Below are 17,216 nucleotides of genomic sequence, written 5' to 3' on the forward strand. Positions count from 1 at the left end.
GTACCGCGGGAGCGTGCCTCGCAGTCAGTGGGTCCCCGTAGGATGGACGGCATGGCCAAGACCAGTACGACGACCCAGGGGCTGCGATCGGCGATCGAGCGCAGCGGCTACTACCCGGCCCTCGTGGCCGAGGCGGTGGAGGCCGCCGTGGGCGGCGAGCCCATGCGGTCGTACCTGGTCCATCAGGAGACGACGTTCGACCAGAACGAGGTGCGTCGGCACGTGACCGTGCTGGTGCTGACCGGCAACCGCTTCATCGTCAGCCACACCGACGAGCAGGCCGCCGACGACACCTCCCCGACGCCGTACGCCACGACGTCCACGGAGTCCGTCAAGCTCGGCCGGATCTCGTCCATCGTCGTCAGCCGTGTGGTCGCCAACCCGGAGCAGTACAAGCCGGGCACGCTGCCCCGCGAGATCGTGCTGACCATCGGCTGGGGCGCCGTCTCCCGCCTCGACCTCGAGCCGGCCGCCTGCGGCGACCCCAACTGCGAGGCCGACCACGGCTACACGGGCAGTTCGACCGCCGACGACCTCAGCCTGCGCGTCAGCGAGGCCGGGGACGGACCCGAGACGGTGCGCCAGGCGCTGAGCTTCGCGCAGGCCCTCTCCGAGGCGACCGCGGACTCCGCCCGCTGATGGTGCAGCACACCGCCTGGGACACCCACCCGGAACCGCTCCCCGTCGACTCCGCCCCCGTACCCGAGTACGGCACGGGCTCGCTCGCCGACCTGCTGCCCACCCTGGCCGCCGGCCTCGGCGTCCCCGGGATGACCGCGGGGATCACCGAACTGACCCCCGCCGACCGGAACTGCGTGTTCCTGATCGACGGTCTCGGCTGGGAGCAACTGCGCGCCCACCCGGACGACGCCCCCTTCCTCACCTCCCTCCTGGACACCTCGCGCGGCGGCACCGGACGCCCGATCACCGCCGGCTACCCGGCGACCACGGCGACCTCCCTCGCCTCCGTCGGCACCGGTCTGCCGCCGGGCGCCCACGGCCTGCCCGGCTACACCGTGCGCAATCCGGACACCGGCGCGCTGATGAACCAGCTTCGCTGGCAGCCGTGGACCGCGCCCGGACCCTGGCAGCCGTACCCCACCGTCTTCCAGCTCGCCCACGAGGCGGGTGTGCACGCCGCCCAGGTCTCCTCCCCGACCTTCGCGAACACCCCGCTGACCAAGGTCGCGCTGAGCGGCGGCGTGTTCCACGGCCGGCTGTCCGGCGAGGACCGGATGGACTGCGCCGCCGAGGAGCTGGCCGGCGCCGACCGCGCGCTCGTCTACACGTACTACGCCGAGGTCGACGGCGCCGGCCACCGCTTCGGCGTCGACTCCGACACCTGGCGCGGACAGCTCGGGCACGTCGACCGGCTCGTCCAGCGCCTCGCCGAGCGGCTGCCGCCGCGCAGCGCCCTGTACGTCACCGCCGACCACGGCATGGTCGACGTGCCGTTCGACGATGACCACCGCCTCGACTTCGACGAGGACTGGGAGCTGAAGGCGGGTGTCGCCCTCCTCGGCGGCGAGGGCCGCGCCCGGCACGTCTACTCCGTCCCCGGCGCGCACAACGACGTGCTGTACTGCTGGCGCGAGGTGCTCGGCGAGCAGTTCTGGGTGGCGTCCCGGGACGAGGCGATCGCGGCGGGGTGGTTCGGGCCCCGCATCGACGACCGGGTGTACGGCCGCATCGGCGACGTGGTCGCCGCCGCGCGCGACGACGTCCTGCTCATCGCCTCCGAGCGCGAGCCGAAGGAGTCGGCGATGGTCGGCAACCACGGTTCGATGACCCCTGCCGAGCAGCTCGTCCCCCTGCTCGAAGTACGCTCCTGACGCCCTGCCGCCGCCCTGCCTCCGCTCTGCCGTCGCCCTGCCGCACACCCCGACCCGTTGCCGAAAGGTGCCTCACCCCTCATGCCCGAGCTGGTGTTCTTCTCCGGAACGATGGACTGCGGGAAGTCGACACTGGCTCTCCAGATCGAGCACAACCGCTCGGCGCGCGGACTCGTCGGCATGATCTTCACCCGCGACGACCGCGCCGGCGAGGGCAAGCTCTCCTCGCGCCTCGGGCTGGTCACCGACGCGGTGGAGGTCGGGGACGGCCAGGACCTGTACGCCCACGTCGTCGACCACCTCTCGCAGGGCGGGCGCGTGGACTACGTGATCGCGGACGAGGCGCAGTTCCTGGCGCCGGACCAGATCGACCAGCTCGCGCGCGTGGTCGACGACCTCGACGTCGACGTGTACGCCTTCGGCATCACCACCGACTTCCGCTCCAAGCTCTTCCCCGGCTCCCAGCGCCTGGTCGAACTCGCCGACCGCGTCGAGGTGCTCCAGGTCGAGGCCCTGTGCTGGTGCGGCGCCCGCGCCACGCACAACGCTCGCACCGTCGGCGGCGTCATGGTCGTCGAGGGCGCCCAGGTGGTCGTCGGCGACGTCGCACAGTCTCCCGACGAGATCGGCTACGAAGTGCTGTGCCGACGGCACCACCGCCGCCGTACGACCGCCGCGACGGCCCGCGCGGCGGCGCTGTCGCCGGACGTGCTGCCGGTCCGGTCGAGCTGAGACCTTCCTGAGACCGCCCGGCCGAGCGGACGTCACTCTCGGGCTTCTTCGCGAACGCGCGGCGGCGGCCCGTGGCAGCGTCTACCATGCACGCACCGGGGGGAAGCGACACCAACACAGAGGTCCCGGGGCGCGTGGTGTCGCAGGGCGGGGGCGGTGGCATGGGACCGGGCGCAAGAACCGGGGACAGTCCGGAGATCAGAGTTGCCGCCGTGGACGACCACCCCATCCTCCTCGACGGCATCGCGGCTCACTTCGCCCGCCACGCGTCCGGCATCCGGCTGGTGGCGACAGCCGAGAACGTCGGAGCCCTGTTCGACGAGCTTACGGGCGAGAACACGGTATCCGTCGTGCTGCTCGACCTCCGGCTGCGTGACGGCAGTGACGTCGCTTCGAACGTCCGCCGGTTGCTGGCCGCCGGGGCGCGGGTGCTGGTCTTCACCGGCGAGCAGCGTCCCGCCCTGGTGCGCCGGGCCCTTGACGAAGGGGCCCTCGGCCTGGTGCTGAAAGAGGATCCGCAGGACCGGCTCGTCGAGGCGATCCGTACGCGGACACCGGCGAGGTCTACGTCTCCAGCCGCCTGGCCCATTCAATCGTGACCGATCCACGAGGCAATGTCCGTCTGCCCGCCAGGCAGTTGCAGGTGCTGGAGCTCATAGCCAGGGGCCTGCCGTACGCGGATATCGCGCGCCTGCTGCACATCACCGAGGACACCTTGCACACCCACCGCAAGCGGGCGGTCGAGGCCTATGCGAAGGCGGCCGACGAACGGGTGGAAGGCACCGGAGAGCTCGTGTACCGAGTCGTGGCAGACGGACACATCGACATCGGCCCGGACCTGCCGGAATGGACCGGGTCCTGACGCCGGGGTCCTACCGGCACGGGGTGGAGAGCGGGCTGTCCCGCGCGGCGGCGGCCCTGTCGGCCCTGTTCGCTCTGAGCTGGTCGGGGTTCCTGCTCTCAGGAGGCGTGGAGCCGGCGCCGGACGTCCGCGCGGTGGCGGTGGTGTTCCTGGCCCAGGCCGTGGTGACGGGTGTTCGCGGGGCGCGTCTGACTCTTTCGCGGGTGGACTCCGGCGTGGCCGTCGGTCTGGCGGTGCTCGGACAAGTGGTGCTCGCCGCGGGCGGCGCCTCCCGCGTCGTGGTGGGGCAGCGCTGTCTGCTGACCGTCCCGGCCGTGCTCCTCGCTGCCGCGCTGCTGCCGCGCCGCGCCCGCCGGTGGAGTTGCGTGGTGGCGATGGGGGCCCAGATCACCACATCCTGGCCCGCGGACGGCCCGGCAGGGGCAGTGGAGGGTGTCTGGCCGGTGGTGGCGACGGCCGTGGCCGGTGATGTGCTCGCCCCTTTGATGCGCACCGCGGGCGACCGGGCCGACCGGGCGCAGCGGCGGGTACGGGCGGTGCGTGCGGCGGCGGGGCGCGAGGAGGGCCGGCGCGAGGCCCACCGGAACTTCCAAGGCACGTTGCACGACGAAGTCAGTACCGCACTGCAGGCCATCAGCCTTCCCGGCATCCCGGTATCCCGGCTTCGGGAAGCGGCCTCGGGGGCCGTGGCCGCGCTCGACGCAGCCCCGGCCGGACCCGGACGCGAGGGCCGGGCGGACCTGTCGACCGTGGTGCGCGCGCTCCGGCCGCCCTCGGGGACGGCGCTGACAGTCGAGGCCGCCGGTGCGCTCCACGTTCCGTCGCGGGTGGCCGACGCGGTGGCAGGCGCCGCCCGCGAGGCGCTCCGGAACGTTGAGGAGCACGCCGCGGCCCGGACCGTTCACGTACGGCTCCAGGGTGACGGTTCCGGCCGTCCCGGCGCGAAGCGGGACGAGGGCTTCCATCTGAGCGTCACGGACGACGGGGCCGGCTTCGCCGCCGGAGAACTCGCCCCGTCCTCGGTGGGGTTGCGACGCTCGGTGATCCGGCGGATGGAAGAGGTCGGAGGACGTGCGGAGGTTCGCAGCGCCCCTGGACGCGGTACCACGGTACGACTGGAGTGGCACCCTCCGGTCGTACGGCCGGAGGGTGCCACGGAAGGAGCCGGCCTCCGGGACGGAGGCTCCGAGGGGACGATCGGTCGGATGCGGGCCGCCGTGGGGGATGTGCGGCGCCCTCTGGCCGCCGTGTGCCTGCCCTTTCTCGTCACCATGGGTGTCGTGGCGGTCGTCCACACCTCTCGCGGCCCGGACACGGGCCCTCTACTGGTCTGGTACGGGCTGCTCGCGGCCCTCACCGTGGCCCTGCTCCTGCGGGCCAACACGCGGATCCCGGGTCCTGTGGCCGGCGCCGCCTGCGTGTTCGCAGTCGCTGGGGCGCTCGGCAGCTTTTTTGTCCTGCCCCTGTCCGCCATCAAGGACTTCGAGTCGTGGCCGATCGGCGCGGTGACACCGCTACTGACCTTGCTGGTGATCGTCCGCCCGGCCTGGGAGGCGTTGACGGCGCTGGCGCTGGAGCAGGTGGGCATCGTCGTACTCGTCATGACCGGTCCGCCGATCGCGCCCTCGCCCGGCGCGACTGTCGCCGTGGTGCTGCCCGCCCTTTTCGCGCCCGCCCTCGGCGTCCTCGCGGGCCTTGCCATCGGACGTACCGTCGCCCGCCTCGGCGGGGTGACGGCGCGCGCCGAGGCCGCCCGGTCGGCCACGCTCGCCACCGAGGCGGCCCGGCGGGCCCGGGAAGAGCTGCACCGGGAACGGCTGAACCACCTCGGCGAGGAGATCCTGCCGTTCCTCGCCGAGGTGGGGTCGGGGCGGTACGGGCCCGACGACCCCGGGGTCAGGGACCGCGCCCGTCTGCTGGCCGGCGCGGTCCGTGACGAGATCCAGTTGCCCGGAGTCCTCGATCGCACCGTGCGCGGGCTACTGGCCGCTGCCCGCGGGGCGGAATGTGCCGTCGTCATCCAGTCGGACTCCGACGAACCGCACCCGCCGTCCTTTCTACGCCTCTTGCTCACCACCGCGCTGACCTCCGGTCCCACCCCGCGCGAGGTCTTCCTCACCGTGAACGCGGCGACGGGCACCGTACGCGCCTCCCTGGTGATACTTCCGGGGGACGAACAGCGGGCCCGGGCACTGAGCGACGCCGTCTCGGTCGCCGGTGCCGGAGCACAGGCCGAGGTGGCGAACTCCGACACCTCCACGTGGGTGGAAGCGGCCGTCCGCGCACCCTGACGCCGCCCCCGCCCCCGCCCCCGCCCCCGGCCGCCGGGCATGTCCCCACTGGCGGGGACAGCCGGAACGCGTCCCGGCCGGGAGGATCGGGGGAGCCGGGGCGCGGGGCCCCGGTGATCCAGAGGGAGACGGTCATGTCCGGATCCATCCGCGACCGCATACGGCGGTTCACCACCTCGGTCGAGCAGTCCGAGGAGCTTTCACCCGCCCAGAAGAGGGCGGTCCTCGAGGGATACGAGGAGGCGCTCGGCACGGAGGGGCCGCCCCGGCTGGTCCTCATCGGCGAAGCCGGAGTCGGTAAGTCCACGACGGTCAACGCACTGTTCAACGCGGGCCAGGAGGTCGGGCACAGCAAAGCGACCACCGATCGTGCCTGGACCATCCCAGTACAGGAGGTCAGCGGTAGCAACGGCACCCTTGAGGTGGTCGACATGCCGGGCCTCGGCGACGACATCGCCAACTACGACCGCTACCTGGACCTCTACCGGCAGGTTCTGCCGACCGCGGACACCATCGTATGGATCCATCCGGCCAAGGACCGGATGGTTCACCTCGTCCAGCAGGCGCTGGTGGACATCTTCGGCCGCAACCCGGAGCTGGTCGGCCGGCTGGTGTTCGGCCTCAACAAGGCGGACGAGATGGGTCCGCACGACTGGAACACGCACGCGAACCTCCCGTCCGAACCGCAGCGTGCCGCGCTGCGGGAGCGGGAGGAGGTATTCACCCGCAGCATCGCCCGGGTGCTGCCGGCCTGGCGGGGCCGGGCGGTGTCCTACGCGGCGCTTCGCTACTACAACCTGACCGCCCTGTTCAAGGAGATGATGTACGCGGTGCCCGAGCAGCGCCGGTGGGTTCTCGAACAGCGAATGGCTCTGGCGGATTTCACCGCCTTGGTGGATCGCAAGTTGTTGCAGGCCGCCACGGCGACGACTCTGGCCGAGATCCCTGCGAACAATCCGGCGCCGCCGGCCCGGCCCGAGCCGCCGCAGGACCTGCCGCGGCAGCCGGACGCGCACCCGCCCAGGTCCGTCGCCGACGCGCTGACCGCCCTCTCGGACGCTCAGTGGCGGGACCTGCACGCCGACCGGGCGCGGTTCGAGGAGTACGTGCGGCGTGTGGAGCGGGGGGACGCCCGATGAACGCCGAGCCCGGCGAGGTGGCGGAGTTCGACGCGGTGGTGGACGCCCTGCGCGCGGTCATCCGGGAGCAGCAGGAGAGTCTGCGGGAGATCGACCGGCTGTCGGAGGCGTCCTTCCGGCTCTGGCTCAACAGCGTGGCCGGCCGGATCGCCGCGGCGGCCGGCGTCTCCCTGGCTCGCATCAACGCCTTCATCGACGACCTTGCGTCGATCGCGGCCAACATGATCGAGACGGGGAAGCGCGCGTACCACGACGCGTACCGCGCGGCGCGTCATGTCCGGCGCACCTAGACCGGCCGGCACGGAGCGGAGGACATCATGACGTGGGTCGAGTTGGCTTTCCCGCAATGCCCGGCCTGCTCGCGCTCGTGGGCCGTGAGCCGCCACCGCGACTGCCCGGCGGGTGAGGAGCGTGGCGTGGGAGACGGCGGCGGCGGTCTGGAGGTGGACCCGGACCGGTCGCGGGTGCGCTGCACGGGTTGCCGGCGGACGTGGCGGGTGTGGGAGACGAGCTTCCACTGTTCCTGCGGACGCCGCTTCGAGGCGAAGGAGGTGGAAGAGGCCGTACGGGAGCTCATCCGGGTCGCCTCGTTGCTGGCGCGGGTACTGGCCCAGCAGGCTCAGGACCTGGCCGAGATCCGCCGCGCCGGTGAGGCGTCGTTCCGTGCATGGGCGGGCCGCCTTGCCGCCGCGGTGGCTGGCTCCCTCGGGGCGGTGGCGGGCCGCCTCGTTGGCAGCCTGCTGCGGGCGCTGGACTGAATCGCCCGCGAACTGGTCACCGAGGTCCGCCGCCAGCTGGAGACTTCCCCAACGAGTGGTCCGAGAAAGGGATTCCGGAGGAGTGAGTGTCAGAGCCCTGCCGACCGAGGCCGAGGCCGGCAGGGCTCTCGCGCCGGTACGGCACGCATGGCGGCACTGTCACCGGGTGTGCTGTCCATCTCCTCCGCCTGACCGGGTCAGCCGGAGAGATCGGTCCGGGCAAGCAACCCGACGGGCCCGCCGGCCGTCACGGTTACGAAGGTGCGAAGCCGGAGGGGAAGGGCGGGCGGTTCGGTCTCGGCAGGCCGGACCGCCCACCCCGCGTCCGTCGCGTCCCCCCACGAGCGCGACGGAGTATGCGGCGGCGGGTCAGCCGACCTTGGTCCACTCCTGGCAGCCGTTGCTCTGGAAGTACTCGCCCTTGTTGACCGTCACACGGCCCTGGCCCTGAAGGTTCTCGTTGGCGATGATCGCCCCGAACTCCCCGGAGGCGTCCTTCGTACGGGCCCAGTAGCAGTTGTCGATGATGCTGCCCTTCTCGGGCCCGGCGGTCTTGTACGTGCCGGCCTTCATGTTCTCGCCGACGAGGTACTGGCCGTCACCCTCGACCGTGGTGGCCGCTCCGGGCTTCTTGGCGGGCTTCGGGGCGACGGTGACCTTCTCGGTGACCGTGGCGGCCGGCTCCGGTTCGCCGGCCTCGGCCGCCGCGGTCTCCGTGACGGTGACGGCCGGGCCGGGAGCGGCGGAGCCGTCCTTGCTGCCGGACTCCCCGTCCCCGCCGATGCCGACACCGACCAGGAGTGCGACGAAAGCGGTCGCGCCGTGAGTGAGCCATGCCTTGCGGCGCGAGGGCTTCGGCCCCGGCTGTCCCGCCGGAGGCTGCCAGCCAACGGACGGCGGGGCCGGCAGCGGAGGTACACCCCAGCTCGGTGTGTTCCCTGGACCGGAGGGCTGAGGGGTGCTGGGCGGTATCGAGGGCGGGTGGCTCATCGCGGTGGTCCTCCGGTCGGCGTTGTGGCGCTTGGTCGTCACAAGGTGCCCGTTGTTCCGAGAAGACTGTGAGGCGAACGCTGATAACCCCTATTATCAAGCAGGTTTACCTCTTGCTTGTGGCCGCGCTGTAGATTGCTGACGCCTGCCCGATCAAAGAGGGGTGGGCCGAAAGGCGAGGGAGCCGTCCTCGGCGATCCAGGGGAGAGGGGGGACACGTTCGATGACGACGCACACGGCCGCCAAAACGCCCTCCGTCATTCTGCCCGAAACCTCGGCATGGCGGATCACATACGCCGAGATCGCCGCCCTCGCGCAGGTCAAGCGTCCCGTCCCCACCACCTGGGCCCGCCGCCACTCCGACTTCCCGGCTCCCGTCGCCCACGAGGACGGACGTCCCCTGTTCGATGCCCGCGTGGTCGTCGACTGGCTCGTCTCCACCGGCCGCGGCAACAGCGAGCCCCGTCGGCTCCGTGCAGAGCTCGCCCTGCACACCCTGGCCGCCTGGCGCACCCCGACCCTGTCGGCCTCCGTCCTGCTCGGCGTGCTGACCTCCCTGGTCTGCCTGCACCAGCAGCTCGACGCCCCCGTCGCCGACGGCCGACCCTGGCACACCCTCCTGGAGCGGGCCGCCGACCTCGACCCCGACGACCGCTTCCTCCTCTCCGAGCTACGGTCCCTGCCCGACCCGGACCGCACCGGCCCGGCCCTCGCGCACCTCGCCGACGAACTGATCGACGCCGCCTACAACCCCGCCGAGGCCCTCGACTGGGTTCTCCAGGCACGCCCCCGCCTCGGTTCGCGTGAGCTGTCCGCCGACGAGCCCGTCCCGGCCGTGGTCCGGGCCCTCGCCGCCCTCTCCGGTGTCGACAGCCTCGGCGAGGGGGCAGTGATCGCAGTCCCGCACGCCCGCGCCGGCGACCTCCCGGCCGCCCTCCACGACCACGCCGCCGAGGACTCCGGCCATGTCCACCTCGCCACCGACCCCGACCCGGCCCGCGTGCGCATGATCCGCCGCCGGATGCTGGTCCGTGGCGTGTACGAGTTCCGGCTCGACGTCGTCGAGGGCGAGGAACTGACCGTCGACGAATGGGGCTACCCGAACCTGCTCGTCTGCGCGCTGCCCTACGAGGCCGCCGAGACCCGAGACGCGAAGGCTGTTCTGGACCGGATCGCCGCCCTCACCGACTACCTCGGCACCGGCGCCACCGCCGTCGTCCTCGGCCCGGCCGACGTCCTCACCGGCCCCCTCGCCCAGCACGGCGACGCCGACCGCCTGCGCCGCTCCTTCCTGAAGCCCGGGTTGCTCAAGGCGGCGATCAGCCTGCCCGACGGCGCCTACGCCTACCGCCCCGGTTACCGCACGGCGGTCTGGCTCCTCGCCCGCGTCCCGGAGGATGAGCGCACGGGCCTCGTCCTCCTCGCCGACTACTCCGCCCGCCCGCTCACCGAGCCCGTCCTCGACACACTCGCCGAGGACATCGCCATCTGGCGCGCATCGGGGTGGACCCCCGACCCGCGTCACGAACCCCGCCATGCGGCCATCGTCCGGAGTACCGACCTCGACGACCGTCCTGGTGCGCCCTTCACCCCGCAGCACCGCACGCTCGCGTCCCGGCACACACGGACGGTGGTGGAACGCCCTGCGGCCATCGCGGACCTGGAACGCCGGCTGGTCGAGCTGCAGGAGCGATCCCTGGAGGGCGGGCTCCGGCTGCGTGCCCAGGCGGAGCTGCGCCCCGAGGAACGACCGGTACGCCGTACGTCCGTCGGCCGCCTCCTGCGCACCCGCCGTCTGCGCCGCCGCCCCGGTCACCGATTCGCGTCCGAACACCTGACTCCGGAAGGCCACTACCCGGTCCTCGCCCCTGAGGAGATTCTCGGCGCCGCCCGCATCGGTGCCCGCCGCATCGACCGTGGCATCCTCCTCACGGCCTACGATCACGCCCAGTTCACCGAACCCGGGGACCTTGTCGTCACCGTTCACCCCCGCTTCGGCGTGTACATCGACACGGAGGGCCTCTCCCTGGTCGCGGCCCCGGCCCGCATCCTGCGGGTGCGTCCCGACGCGGATCCGCCGGTACGACCCCGGGTGCTGGCCGCGCTGCTACGCGCGGCGGCGGGAGAACACGCCCGCACGAGCGGTGCGGTGCGCGCGTCCCGCCGTATCGAGGACCTGGTCGTCCCCGACCTGAGCAGCGCGGAGGCCGACCTGTACGAGGCCGTCCTCGCCGAGATCGAGGGCCGGGCGGCGCTGCTGCGCGAGCAGACGGCCGCGCTCGACGACCTGACCCGAGTGATGGCGGCCGGTATGACCGACGGCACTCTCACCATCCAGCACCTTCCGCACACCGACGTCCACTGAAGGAGAGGGTCCACCCGATGCCCCCACGTCAGAAGAAGCCCGCTGACCAGGAGGAACTGTTCAGCGCCTCCACCGCCAAGGAGATCCAGGACATCCTCTGGAAGGCGGCGGACAAGCTGCGCGGCTCAATCGACGCCGCCCAGTACAAGGAGTTCGTCCTCGGCCTGATCTTCCTGAAGTACGTCTCGGACGCCTTCGAGGAGCGTCGTACAGAGCTCGCCAAGGAGCTCACGGACGAGGGCATCGCCGAGGACCGCCTCGACGACTTCCTGGAGGACCGGGACGAGTACACCGGCGCGCACGTCTTCTGGGTTCCGGAGACCGCCCGCTGGTCCTGGATCGCGGCCAACGCCAAGGCGCAGGGTGTCGGCAAGCTCCTGGACGAGGCGATGGACGCGATCATGCGGGAGAACGAGTCCCTGAAGGGTGTTCTCCCCAAGATCTTCAACCAGGACCGCATCGACCAGAAGCGCCTCGGTGAACTCGTCGACCTCATCAGCGATGCCCGCTTCGGCGGCAACGGCGACAGGCCGGCGCAGGATCTGCTGGGTGAGGTGTACGAGTACTTCCTCGGCAACTTCGCGCGGGCGGAGGGCAAGCGGGGCGGCGAGTTCTACACGCCGAGCTCCGTCGTCCGGCTGATCGTGGAGATCCTGGAGCCGTACGAGGGGCGGGTCTACGACCCCGCGTGCGGGTCGGGTGGCATGTTCGTGCAGGCGGCGAAGTTCATCGAGGCGCACCGTGGGCGCGGCCACAAGTCCGACCTCTCGGTCTACGGCCAGGAGTTGAACGAACGCACCTGGCGCCTGGCCAAGATGAACCTCGCCATCCACGGCATCGACGGCAACCTCGCCGCCCGCTGGGGCGACACCTTCGCCGACGACAAGCACGCGGACCTCAAGGCCGACTTCGTGATGGCCAACCCGCCCTTCAACATCAAGGACTGGGCGCGGGACGAGACCGACCCGAGGTGGAAGTACGGGGTCCCGCCGAAGAACAACGCCAACTATGCGTGGCTCCAGCACATGATCTCGAAGCTGGGGGAGAGGGGCACGGCCGGCATCGTGTTGGCCAACGGGTCGATGAGTTCCCAGTCGAGTGGGGAGGGGGAAATCAGGCAGGCACTGGTGGAAGCGGGCCAGGTGGCGTGCATGGTTGCCCTGCCAGCGCAGTTGTTCCGCACGACGGGTATCCCGGCGTGCTTGTGGTTCCTGTCGAAGGACAAGTCCCCGCAGGGCGCACGGCGGTTGGACGACCGGCGCGGCGAGCTCCTGTTCATCGACGCCCGGGGGATGGGCGAGATGGTGGATCGGACGGAGCGTGTCTTCACGGAGGCTGATCTAAGGAGGATCGCCGACACGTACCACGCGTGGCGCGGTAGTGGGTCGGCGCGAGCGGCGGAGATTAAGTACGCGGATGTTCCGGGCTTCTGCTATTCGGCGGACATGGAGAAGGTTCGCGAGCACGGTTATGTGCTGACGCCGGGGCGATATGTGGGGTCCGTCGATGCGGACGATGTCGACACCGAGCCTATCGCTGAAAAGATTGATCGACTTTCAAAGGAACTCTTCGCGCACTTCGAAGAGTCGTCACGTCTCGAACAGGTAATCCGCGCACAGATGGAGCGAATCGATGCCTGATCACACCGTGTCATTTTCGGAGTTGGTAGCTGACGGTCAGCTCGAGATCGGTGCTGGGCGTCCGCGTTCCGTTGATTTGGATGGCTTCGGGCTCCCTATTTTGAGAGTCGCAGACGTACTGGATGGAAAGATCGATTCTTCATTTCCGGATGCGCCGCGCGTTTACCGAGAGGAGATGGGGCCGAAGGTATCGAAACCCGGTGACATCGTCCTGACTGCTAAGGGGACGGTGGGGCGAGTTGCTATGGTGCGCCCCGATGGGCCGCTCTTTGCGTACAGTCCTCAACTGTGCTACTTCAGGCCGAGCGTCGATGGCCCACTCGAACCGCGCTTCTTGTACTACTGGTTCAAGAGTGCTGCATTTTGGAATCAGGCCGACGCCCTCAAGGGGCAGACCGACATGGCGGATTTCCTGAGTTTGGGTGATGTTTTCTCGCTCAAGGTAAGAATGCCTAACCAGACTCGGCAGGTGGGCGTTGCGGAGGTCCTCGGGGCGCTGGATGACAAGATCACCGTCAATGAGCGCATCGCGGCCACATACGAACAATTGCTTCAGTGCCGTTACACGGAGCTCGGTCTGGCTGAAGAACCGAACCTCGAGACAGCTGTGGCGATCACCGATCTCGTCGCCTTCAACCCGAAGCTTGCGAAGCCTGCCGTAGACGAGCCGGTCTACGTGGACATGGCGGCGTTGCAGACCCACCTAGCCAGTATTCCCACGTGGACCCGCAGGGCACCGAAATCCGGTCCGAGATTCATGAATGGTGACACTCTCCTTGCCCGCATCACGCCGTGCCTGGAGAACGGCAAGACAGGATACGTCGACTTCATGATGGACGGCGAGATCGGTCTTGGTTCCACCGAGTTCATCGTGATGCGCTCGGTCGCCGGTGTGCCCAGCGAAATCAGCTACTTCTTGGCGCGGGACAACAGGTTCCGTGCGCACGCCATTCGTAACATGGTCGGTACGTCCGGCCGGCAGCGGGTCAGCGCGGCGGATGCTGCCAATTACCAAGTGAACCGTCCTGACACGGATGCGCTGGCTTCTTTCGGTGAGGAAGCCTCGGCGGTGTTCGCCCATATGAAGTCGGTGCAGGCCGAGAACCGCACCCTCGCCGCCCTCCGCGACACCCTCCTTCCTCAACTCATGTCCGGCCGCCTCCGCGTCAAGGACGCCGAGAAGATTGTCGAGGACGCCACATGACGACACCCCACGACAGGAAGGCGCACGACGACGCCAGAACCCACCGCCGCCCCACTGAAGCCGACTGGGAGATCCTCGCCCTCGACGAGTTGGCCGAGTTGGCCTGGCTTCCGGCCTCAGGCCGTACCTTCGCACCTGGTTCCGACCACCGGAAGTCCTGGGACGACCTCATCCTCTATCCGGACCTCCAGGAGGCCATCCAGCGTCTCAACCCCGACCTGCCCCCGGACGCCGTCCGCGAAGCCATGGCGACCGCGGCCACTCCCGGTTCCCAGGACACCTACGAGGAGAACCGGGCCGCACACCGCCACCTCACCACCGGCATACGGTCGGTCACCTACACCGACTCCCACGGCGCCGAGCACAACCCCACCATCCGCCTCCTCGACCTGGCCGACCCGGACGCGAACACTTACCGCGTCCTCAACCAGGTCACGGTGATCGACGGCGACAGGAACCGCCGCTTCGACGTCATCCTGTACGTCAACGGCCTCCCCCTCGCCGTCATCGAACTCAAGCGCGCCGGCGACGAGGACGCGACGCTCCAGACCGCGCACGCTCAAGTGGCTAGGTACGTTGAGGAGTTCCCAACGGCCTTCCGTTACAACACGGTCGTTCTGCTCTCCGACGGCATCACCGCGAAGTACGGCACGCCCTTCACCCCGTACGAGCACTTCGCCCCCTGGAACACCGACGAGTTCGGCGCCCGTGTCGACCCACTGACCGCCGACGGCTACTCGGAGTCGGGGCAGAACCTGGCCCTGCACGGCCTGTTCACCCAGTCCCGTTTCCTCGAACTGGTCCACTCCTTCATCAACTTCGTCCCGTCCAAGCGGATGAAGCGGATCGCGAAGCCGCACCAGTACCACGCGGTCATCCGCGCCGCCGAAGCCGTCCGTACGGCCTCGGCCAGCGACGGCAAGGCCGGCGTCGTCTGGCACACCCAGGGATCAGGTAAGTCGGAGGAGATGGTCCTCACCACCACCATGGTGATGCGGGACCCGGCCCTGCTGAACCCCACCGTCGTGGTCGTCACCGACCGTACGGACCTCGACGACCAGCTCTACTCGACGTTCCAGGAGAGCGAGATCCTCCCGGGGTCACCGAAGCAGATCGTCACCCGCGCTGAGCTCCGAGAGGAGCTCGCGGCGAAGAGGACGGGAGGGATCCTCTTCACCACGCTCCAGAAGTTCGGCAAGACCAAGGAGGAGCGGGAGTCGGGCACCGACCACCCGATGCTTTCCGACCGCCGGAACATCGTCGTGATCGTCGACGAGGCACACCGCAGCCACTACGACGACCTCAACGGCCTCGCCCGCCACCTGCGCGACGCGCTCCCGCACGCCACACTGCTCGCCTTCACCGGCACCCCGATCTCCGAGGCCGACCGCAACACCCGCGAGGTGTTCGGCGACTACATCGACGTCTACGACCTCAAGCGGGCCGCCGACGACGGCGCGACCGTGAAGGTCTACCACGAGAGCCGCGTGATCCAGCTCGTCCTGGACCGCGACATCGACCCGACCACCATCGACGAAGAGGCCGACCGCATCACCGACGGCCTCGACGACACCGAGCGCCGTCGCATTGAGCAGGCCGTGGCGACGATGAACGCCATGTACGGCGCACCGGCCCGGATACGCGATCTCGCGACCGACCTAGTGGACCACTGGGAGGCCCGCAGGGAGCGGATGAAGCCGTTCGTCGGCGTCTCCGAGGCGGGCGGCGCGCCCGGCAAGGCGATGGTGGTTTGCGCGACCCGCGAGATCTGCGTACGCGTCTACGACGCACTGCGTGAGCTGCGCCCCGAGTGGCACAGCGACGAGTTCGAGAAAGGCGCGATGAAGATTGTCTTCTCCTCGAACTCCCGTAAGGACGCGAAAGCCCTTCTCGACCACGCCTTGACCGACAGCCGCCGCAAGACGGTCATCAACCGGGCCAAGGACCCCGACGACGAGCTGGAACTGCTCATCGTCAACAACATGCTGCTGACCGGCTTCGACGCCCCGCCGATCCACACCATGTACCTGGACCGGCCGCTCAAGGGCGCCAACCTGATGCAGGCCCTGGCCCGCGTCAACCGCCGTTTCCGCGGCAAGGAGGACGGTCTCCTCGTCGGCTACGCGCCGCTCACGGAGAACCTCCAGAAGGCCATCGCCGAGTACACCGAGGCCGACCAGCGCGACCGCACCCTCGGTCAGGACGTCGAGCGTGCGCTGGACGAGCTGCGCAACGAGTACGACGTCCTCGCCGGCATCCTGCGCGGCTTCGCCTGGGAGCCGTTGCTCGACCGGCCCGGCCCCAAGGCCTTCGTCGACGCGGCCCTGCGGAGCGCCGAGTACCTGCTCGATCCCCGCACGCCCGGCAACAACCCCGACCAGCTCGACGACCCTCGCCAGACGCTGGGCCGCCGTTTCCGTGAGCATGCCTATCGACTTGAGCGCTTCTGGGCGCTGGCGGGCAGCTCGAAGGATGTGGGCAACCGGTTCGCCGACCAGCCGGCCTGGAAGCGGCACATCCAGTTCTTCGTCGAGGTCCGCGCCTACGTGGCGAAGCTGGACGCCATGAACCGTGAGGCGCGCGGGCTCCCAGTCGCCCGCGACATTGAGCTGTACCTCTCCCAGCTCACGTCGTCCGTGGTCGAAACCGGCGGAGTCACGGACCTGTTCGCCGAGGCCGGGCTGGAGACCGCCGACCTCACCCACCTCACCGACGCGCTCGTCGCCCAGCTCCAGAACAGCGACACCCCGCACCTGGCGGCCGAGGCGCTGCGTCGGCTGGTCGAGCGAAAAATGCGTGAGGTCACCCAGCACAACATCGTCCGGCAGACCACGTTCTCCGAGCGCCTCCAGGACCTGATGGTGCGCTATATGCGCCAGCAGTACACCAGCGCCGAACTCATCGCCAAGCTGGTCGAGATGGCCAAAGACGTCATGGCCGACGCCAACCGAGGCGAAGAGTTCGACCCGCCCTTGAACTGGCGCGAACTCGCCTTCTACGACGCCGTCGCCGACCACGGGACCGCCCGCTCCCTCATGGGCGACGAGGTCCTGGCAGGCATCGCCCGCGAACTGGTCACCGAGGTCCGCCGCCAGCTCAAGCCCGACTGGATCGCACGTCCGTCCGTCCGCGCCCGCCTCCGCAGCACCATCAAGCGCCTTCTGGCCCGCAACAAGTACCCGCCGGACCAGCAGAAGGAGGCCATCGACCTGGTCCTCCGCCAGATGGAGCACTTCGCCAACGAGTGGTCCATCAACGGAGAGACAGCCGACTGAGCCCTCCGTACCCCTTCCGCGTGGTCATGGGCTGTTCACCGACGCGTCAGATGCTGGAGTGAACGGCCCCGCCAAGCGGCCCAAAAAACTGATACGGGGAGGTCGTTCCTCCCAGACAGGTAGGTCCT

Annotated in this window: 14 protein-coding genes; 13 read left to right on the forward strand and 1 reads right to left on the reverse strand. The window is 69.8% G+C overall.

The genetic code is table 11. From position 1 onward, the window contains the following. Positions 1 to 42: 42 nt before the first annotated feature. The 9 genes from KUM40_RS12120 (at position 43) to KUM40_RS12160 (ending at position 7,614) form a co-directional block, all read left to right on the forward strand. Positions 43 to 639 carry a DUF5998 family protein gene (locus KUM40_RS12120; RefSeq protein ID WP_217165818.1) on the forward strand — a complete coding sequence of 199 codons (597 nt, stop codon included), beginning with the start codon at positions 43 to 45 and terminating at the stop codon, positions 637 to 639. Then, positions 639 to 1,832 (forward strand): alkaline phosphatase family protein, encoded by a 1,194-nt coding sequence (locus KUM40_RS12125; RefSeq protein ID WP_217165819.1) that lies wholly within the window; start codon positions 639 to 641, stop codon positions 1,830 to 1,832. The genes KUM40_RS12120 and KUM40_RS12125 overlap by 1 nt, the downstream gene beginning before the upstream one ends. Positions 1,833 to 1,913: 81 nt before the next feature. Further along, the gene (locus tag KUM40_RS12130; protein WP_217165820.1) at positions 1,914 to 2,564 is read left to right on the forward strand and encodes a thymidine kinase; all 651 of its coding nucleotides are present in this window, start codon (positions 1,914 to 1,916) and stop codon (positions 2,562 to 2,564) included. 212 nt (positions 2,565 to 2,776) lie between these two features. Then, positions 2,777 to 3,163: a response regulator transcription factor gene (locus KUM40_RS12135; protein WP_217165821.1), complete on the forward strand. Its 387-nt coding sequence runs from the start codon at positions 2,777 to 2,779 to the stop codon at positions 3,161 to 3,163. Further along, positions 3,160 to 3,426: a helix-turn-helix transcriptional regulator gene (locus KUM40_RS12140; RefSeq protein WP_308401123.1), complete on the forward strand. Its 267-nt coding sequence runs from the start codon at positions 3,160 to 3,162 to the stop codon at positions 3,424 to 3,426. Before KUM40_RS12135 ends, KUM40_RS12140 begins: the two co-directional genes overlap by 4 nt. Further along, positions 3,411 to 5,717, forward strand: coding sequence for a sensor histidine kinase (locus KUM40_RS12145; protein WP_217165822.1), 2,307 nt, complete (start codon positions 3,411 to 3,413; stop codon positions 5,715 to 5,717). The genes KUM40_RS12140 and KUM40_RS12145 overlap by 16 nt, the downstream gene beginning before the upstream one ends. A 134-nt stretch (positions 5,718 to 5,851) precedes the next feature. Continuing rightward, positions 5,852 to 6,856 carry a GTPase family protein gene (locus tag KUM40_RS12150; RefSeq protein ID WP_217165823.1) on the forward strand — a complete coding sequence of 335 codons (1,005 nt, stop codon included), beginning with the start codon at positions 5,852 to 5,854 and terminating at the stop codon, positions 6,854 to 6,856. Next, entirely contained in the window at positions 6,853 to 7,146 is a 294-nt protein-coding gene (locus tag KUM40_RS12155; RefSeq protein WP_217165824.1) for a hypothetical protein, read from the forward strand. Before KUM40_RS12150 ends, KUM40_RS12155 begins: the two co-directional genes overlap by 4 nt. Before the next feature lie 126 nt (positions 7,147 to 7,272). Further along, positions 7,273 to 7,614: a hypothetical protein gene (locus KUM40_RS12160; protein WP_217165825.1), complete on the forward strand. Its 342-nt coding sequence runs from the start codon at positions 7,273 to 7,275 to the stop codon at positions 7,612 to 7,614. 369 nt (positions 7,615 to 7,983) lie between these two features. Here the strand turns inward: KUM40_RS12160 and KUM40_RS12165 are convergent, their stop codons facing one another. Then, positions 7,984 to 8,604, reverse strand: a complete 621-nt coding sequence (locus KUM40_RS12165) for a hypothetical protein (protein ID WP_254394985.1) — start codon at positions 8,602 to 8,604, stop codon at positions 7,984 to 7,986. A 223-nt stretch (positions 8,605 to 8,827) separates the two neighbouring features. Here KUM40_RS12165 and KUM40_RS12170 point away from each other — a divergent pair, with 223 nt between their 5' ends. Genes KUM40_RS12170 through KUM40_RS12185 form a run of 4 tightly spaced genes read left to right on the forward strand, consistent with a single transcriptional unit; the run spans position 8,828 to position 17,088 of the window. Continuing rightward, positions 8,828 to 10,969, forward strand: a complete 2,142-nt coding sequence (locus KUM40_RS12170; protein WP_217165826.1) for a hypothetical protein — start codon at positions 8,828 to 8,830, stop codon at positions 10,967 to 10,969. 17 nt (positions 10,970 to 10,986) lie between these two features. Next, the gene (locus tag KUM40_RS12175; protein ID WP_217165827.1) at positions 10,987 to 12,609 is read left to right on the forward strand and encodes a class I SAM-dependent DNA methyltransferase; all 1,623 of its coding nucleotides are present in this window, start codon (positions 10,987 to 10,989) and stop codon (positions 12,607 to 12,609) included. Beyond that, positions 12,602 to 13,813 carry a hypothetical protein gene (locus KUM40_RS41225; RefSeq protein WP_254394986.1) on the forward strand — a complete coding sequence of 404 codons (1,212 nt, stop codon included), beginning with the start codon at positions 12,602 to 12,604 and terminating at the stop codon, positions 13,811 to 13,813. Before KUM40_RS12175 ends, KUM40_RS41225 begins: the two co-directional genes overlap by 8 nt. Next, entirely contained in the window at positions 13,810 to 17,088 is a 3,279-nt protein-coding gene (locus KUM40_RS12185) for a type I restriction endonuclease subunit R (protein ID WP_217165828.1), read from the forward strand. Before KUM40_RS41225 ends, KUM40_RS12185 begins: the two co-directional genes overlap by 4 nt. Positions 17,089 to 17,216: the final 128 nt, after the last annotated feature.

Source organism: Streptomyces sp. AC512_CC834 (assembly GCF_019049325.1).
Lineage (GTDB): Bacteria > Actinomycetota > Actinomycetes > Streptomycetales > Streptomycetaceae > Streptomyces.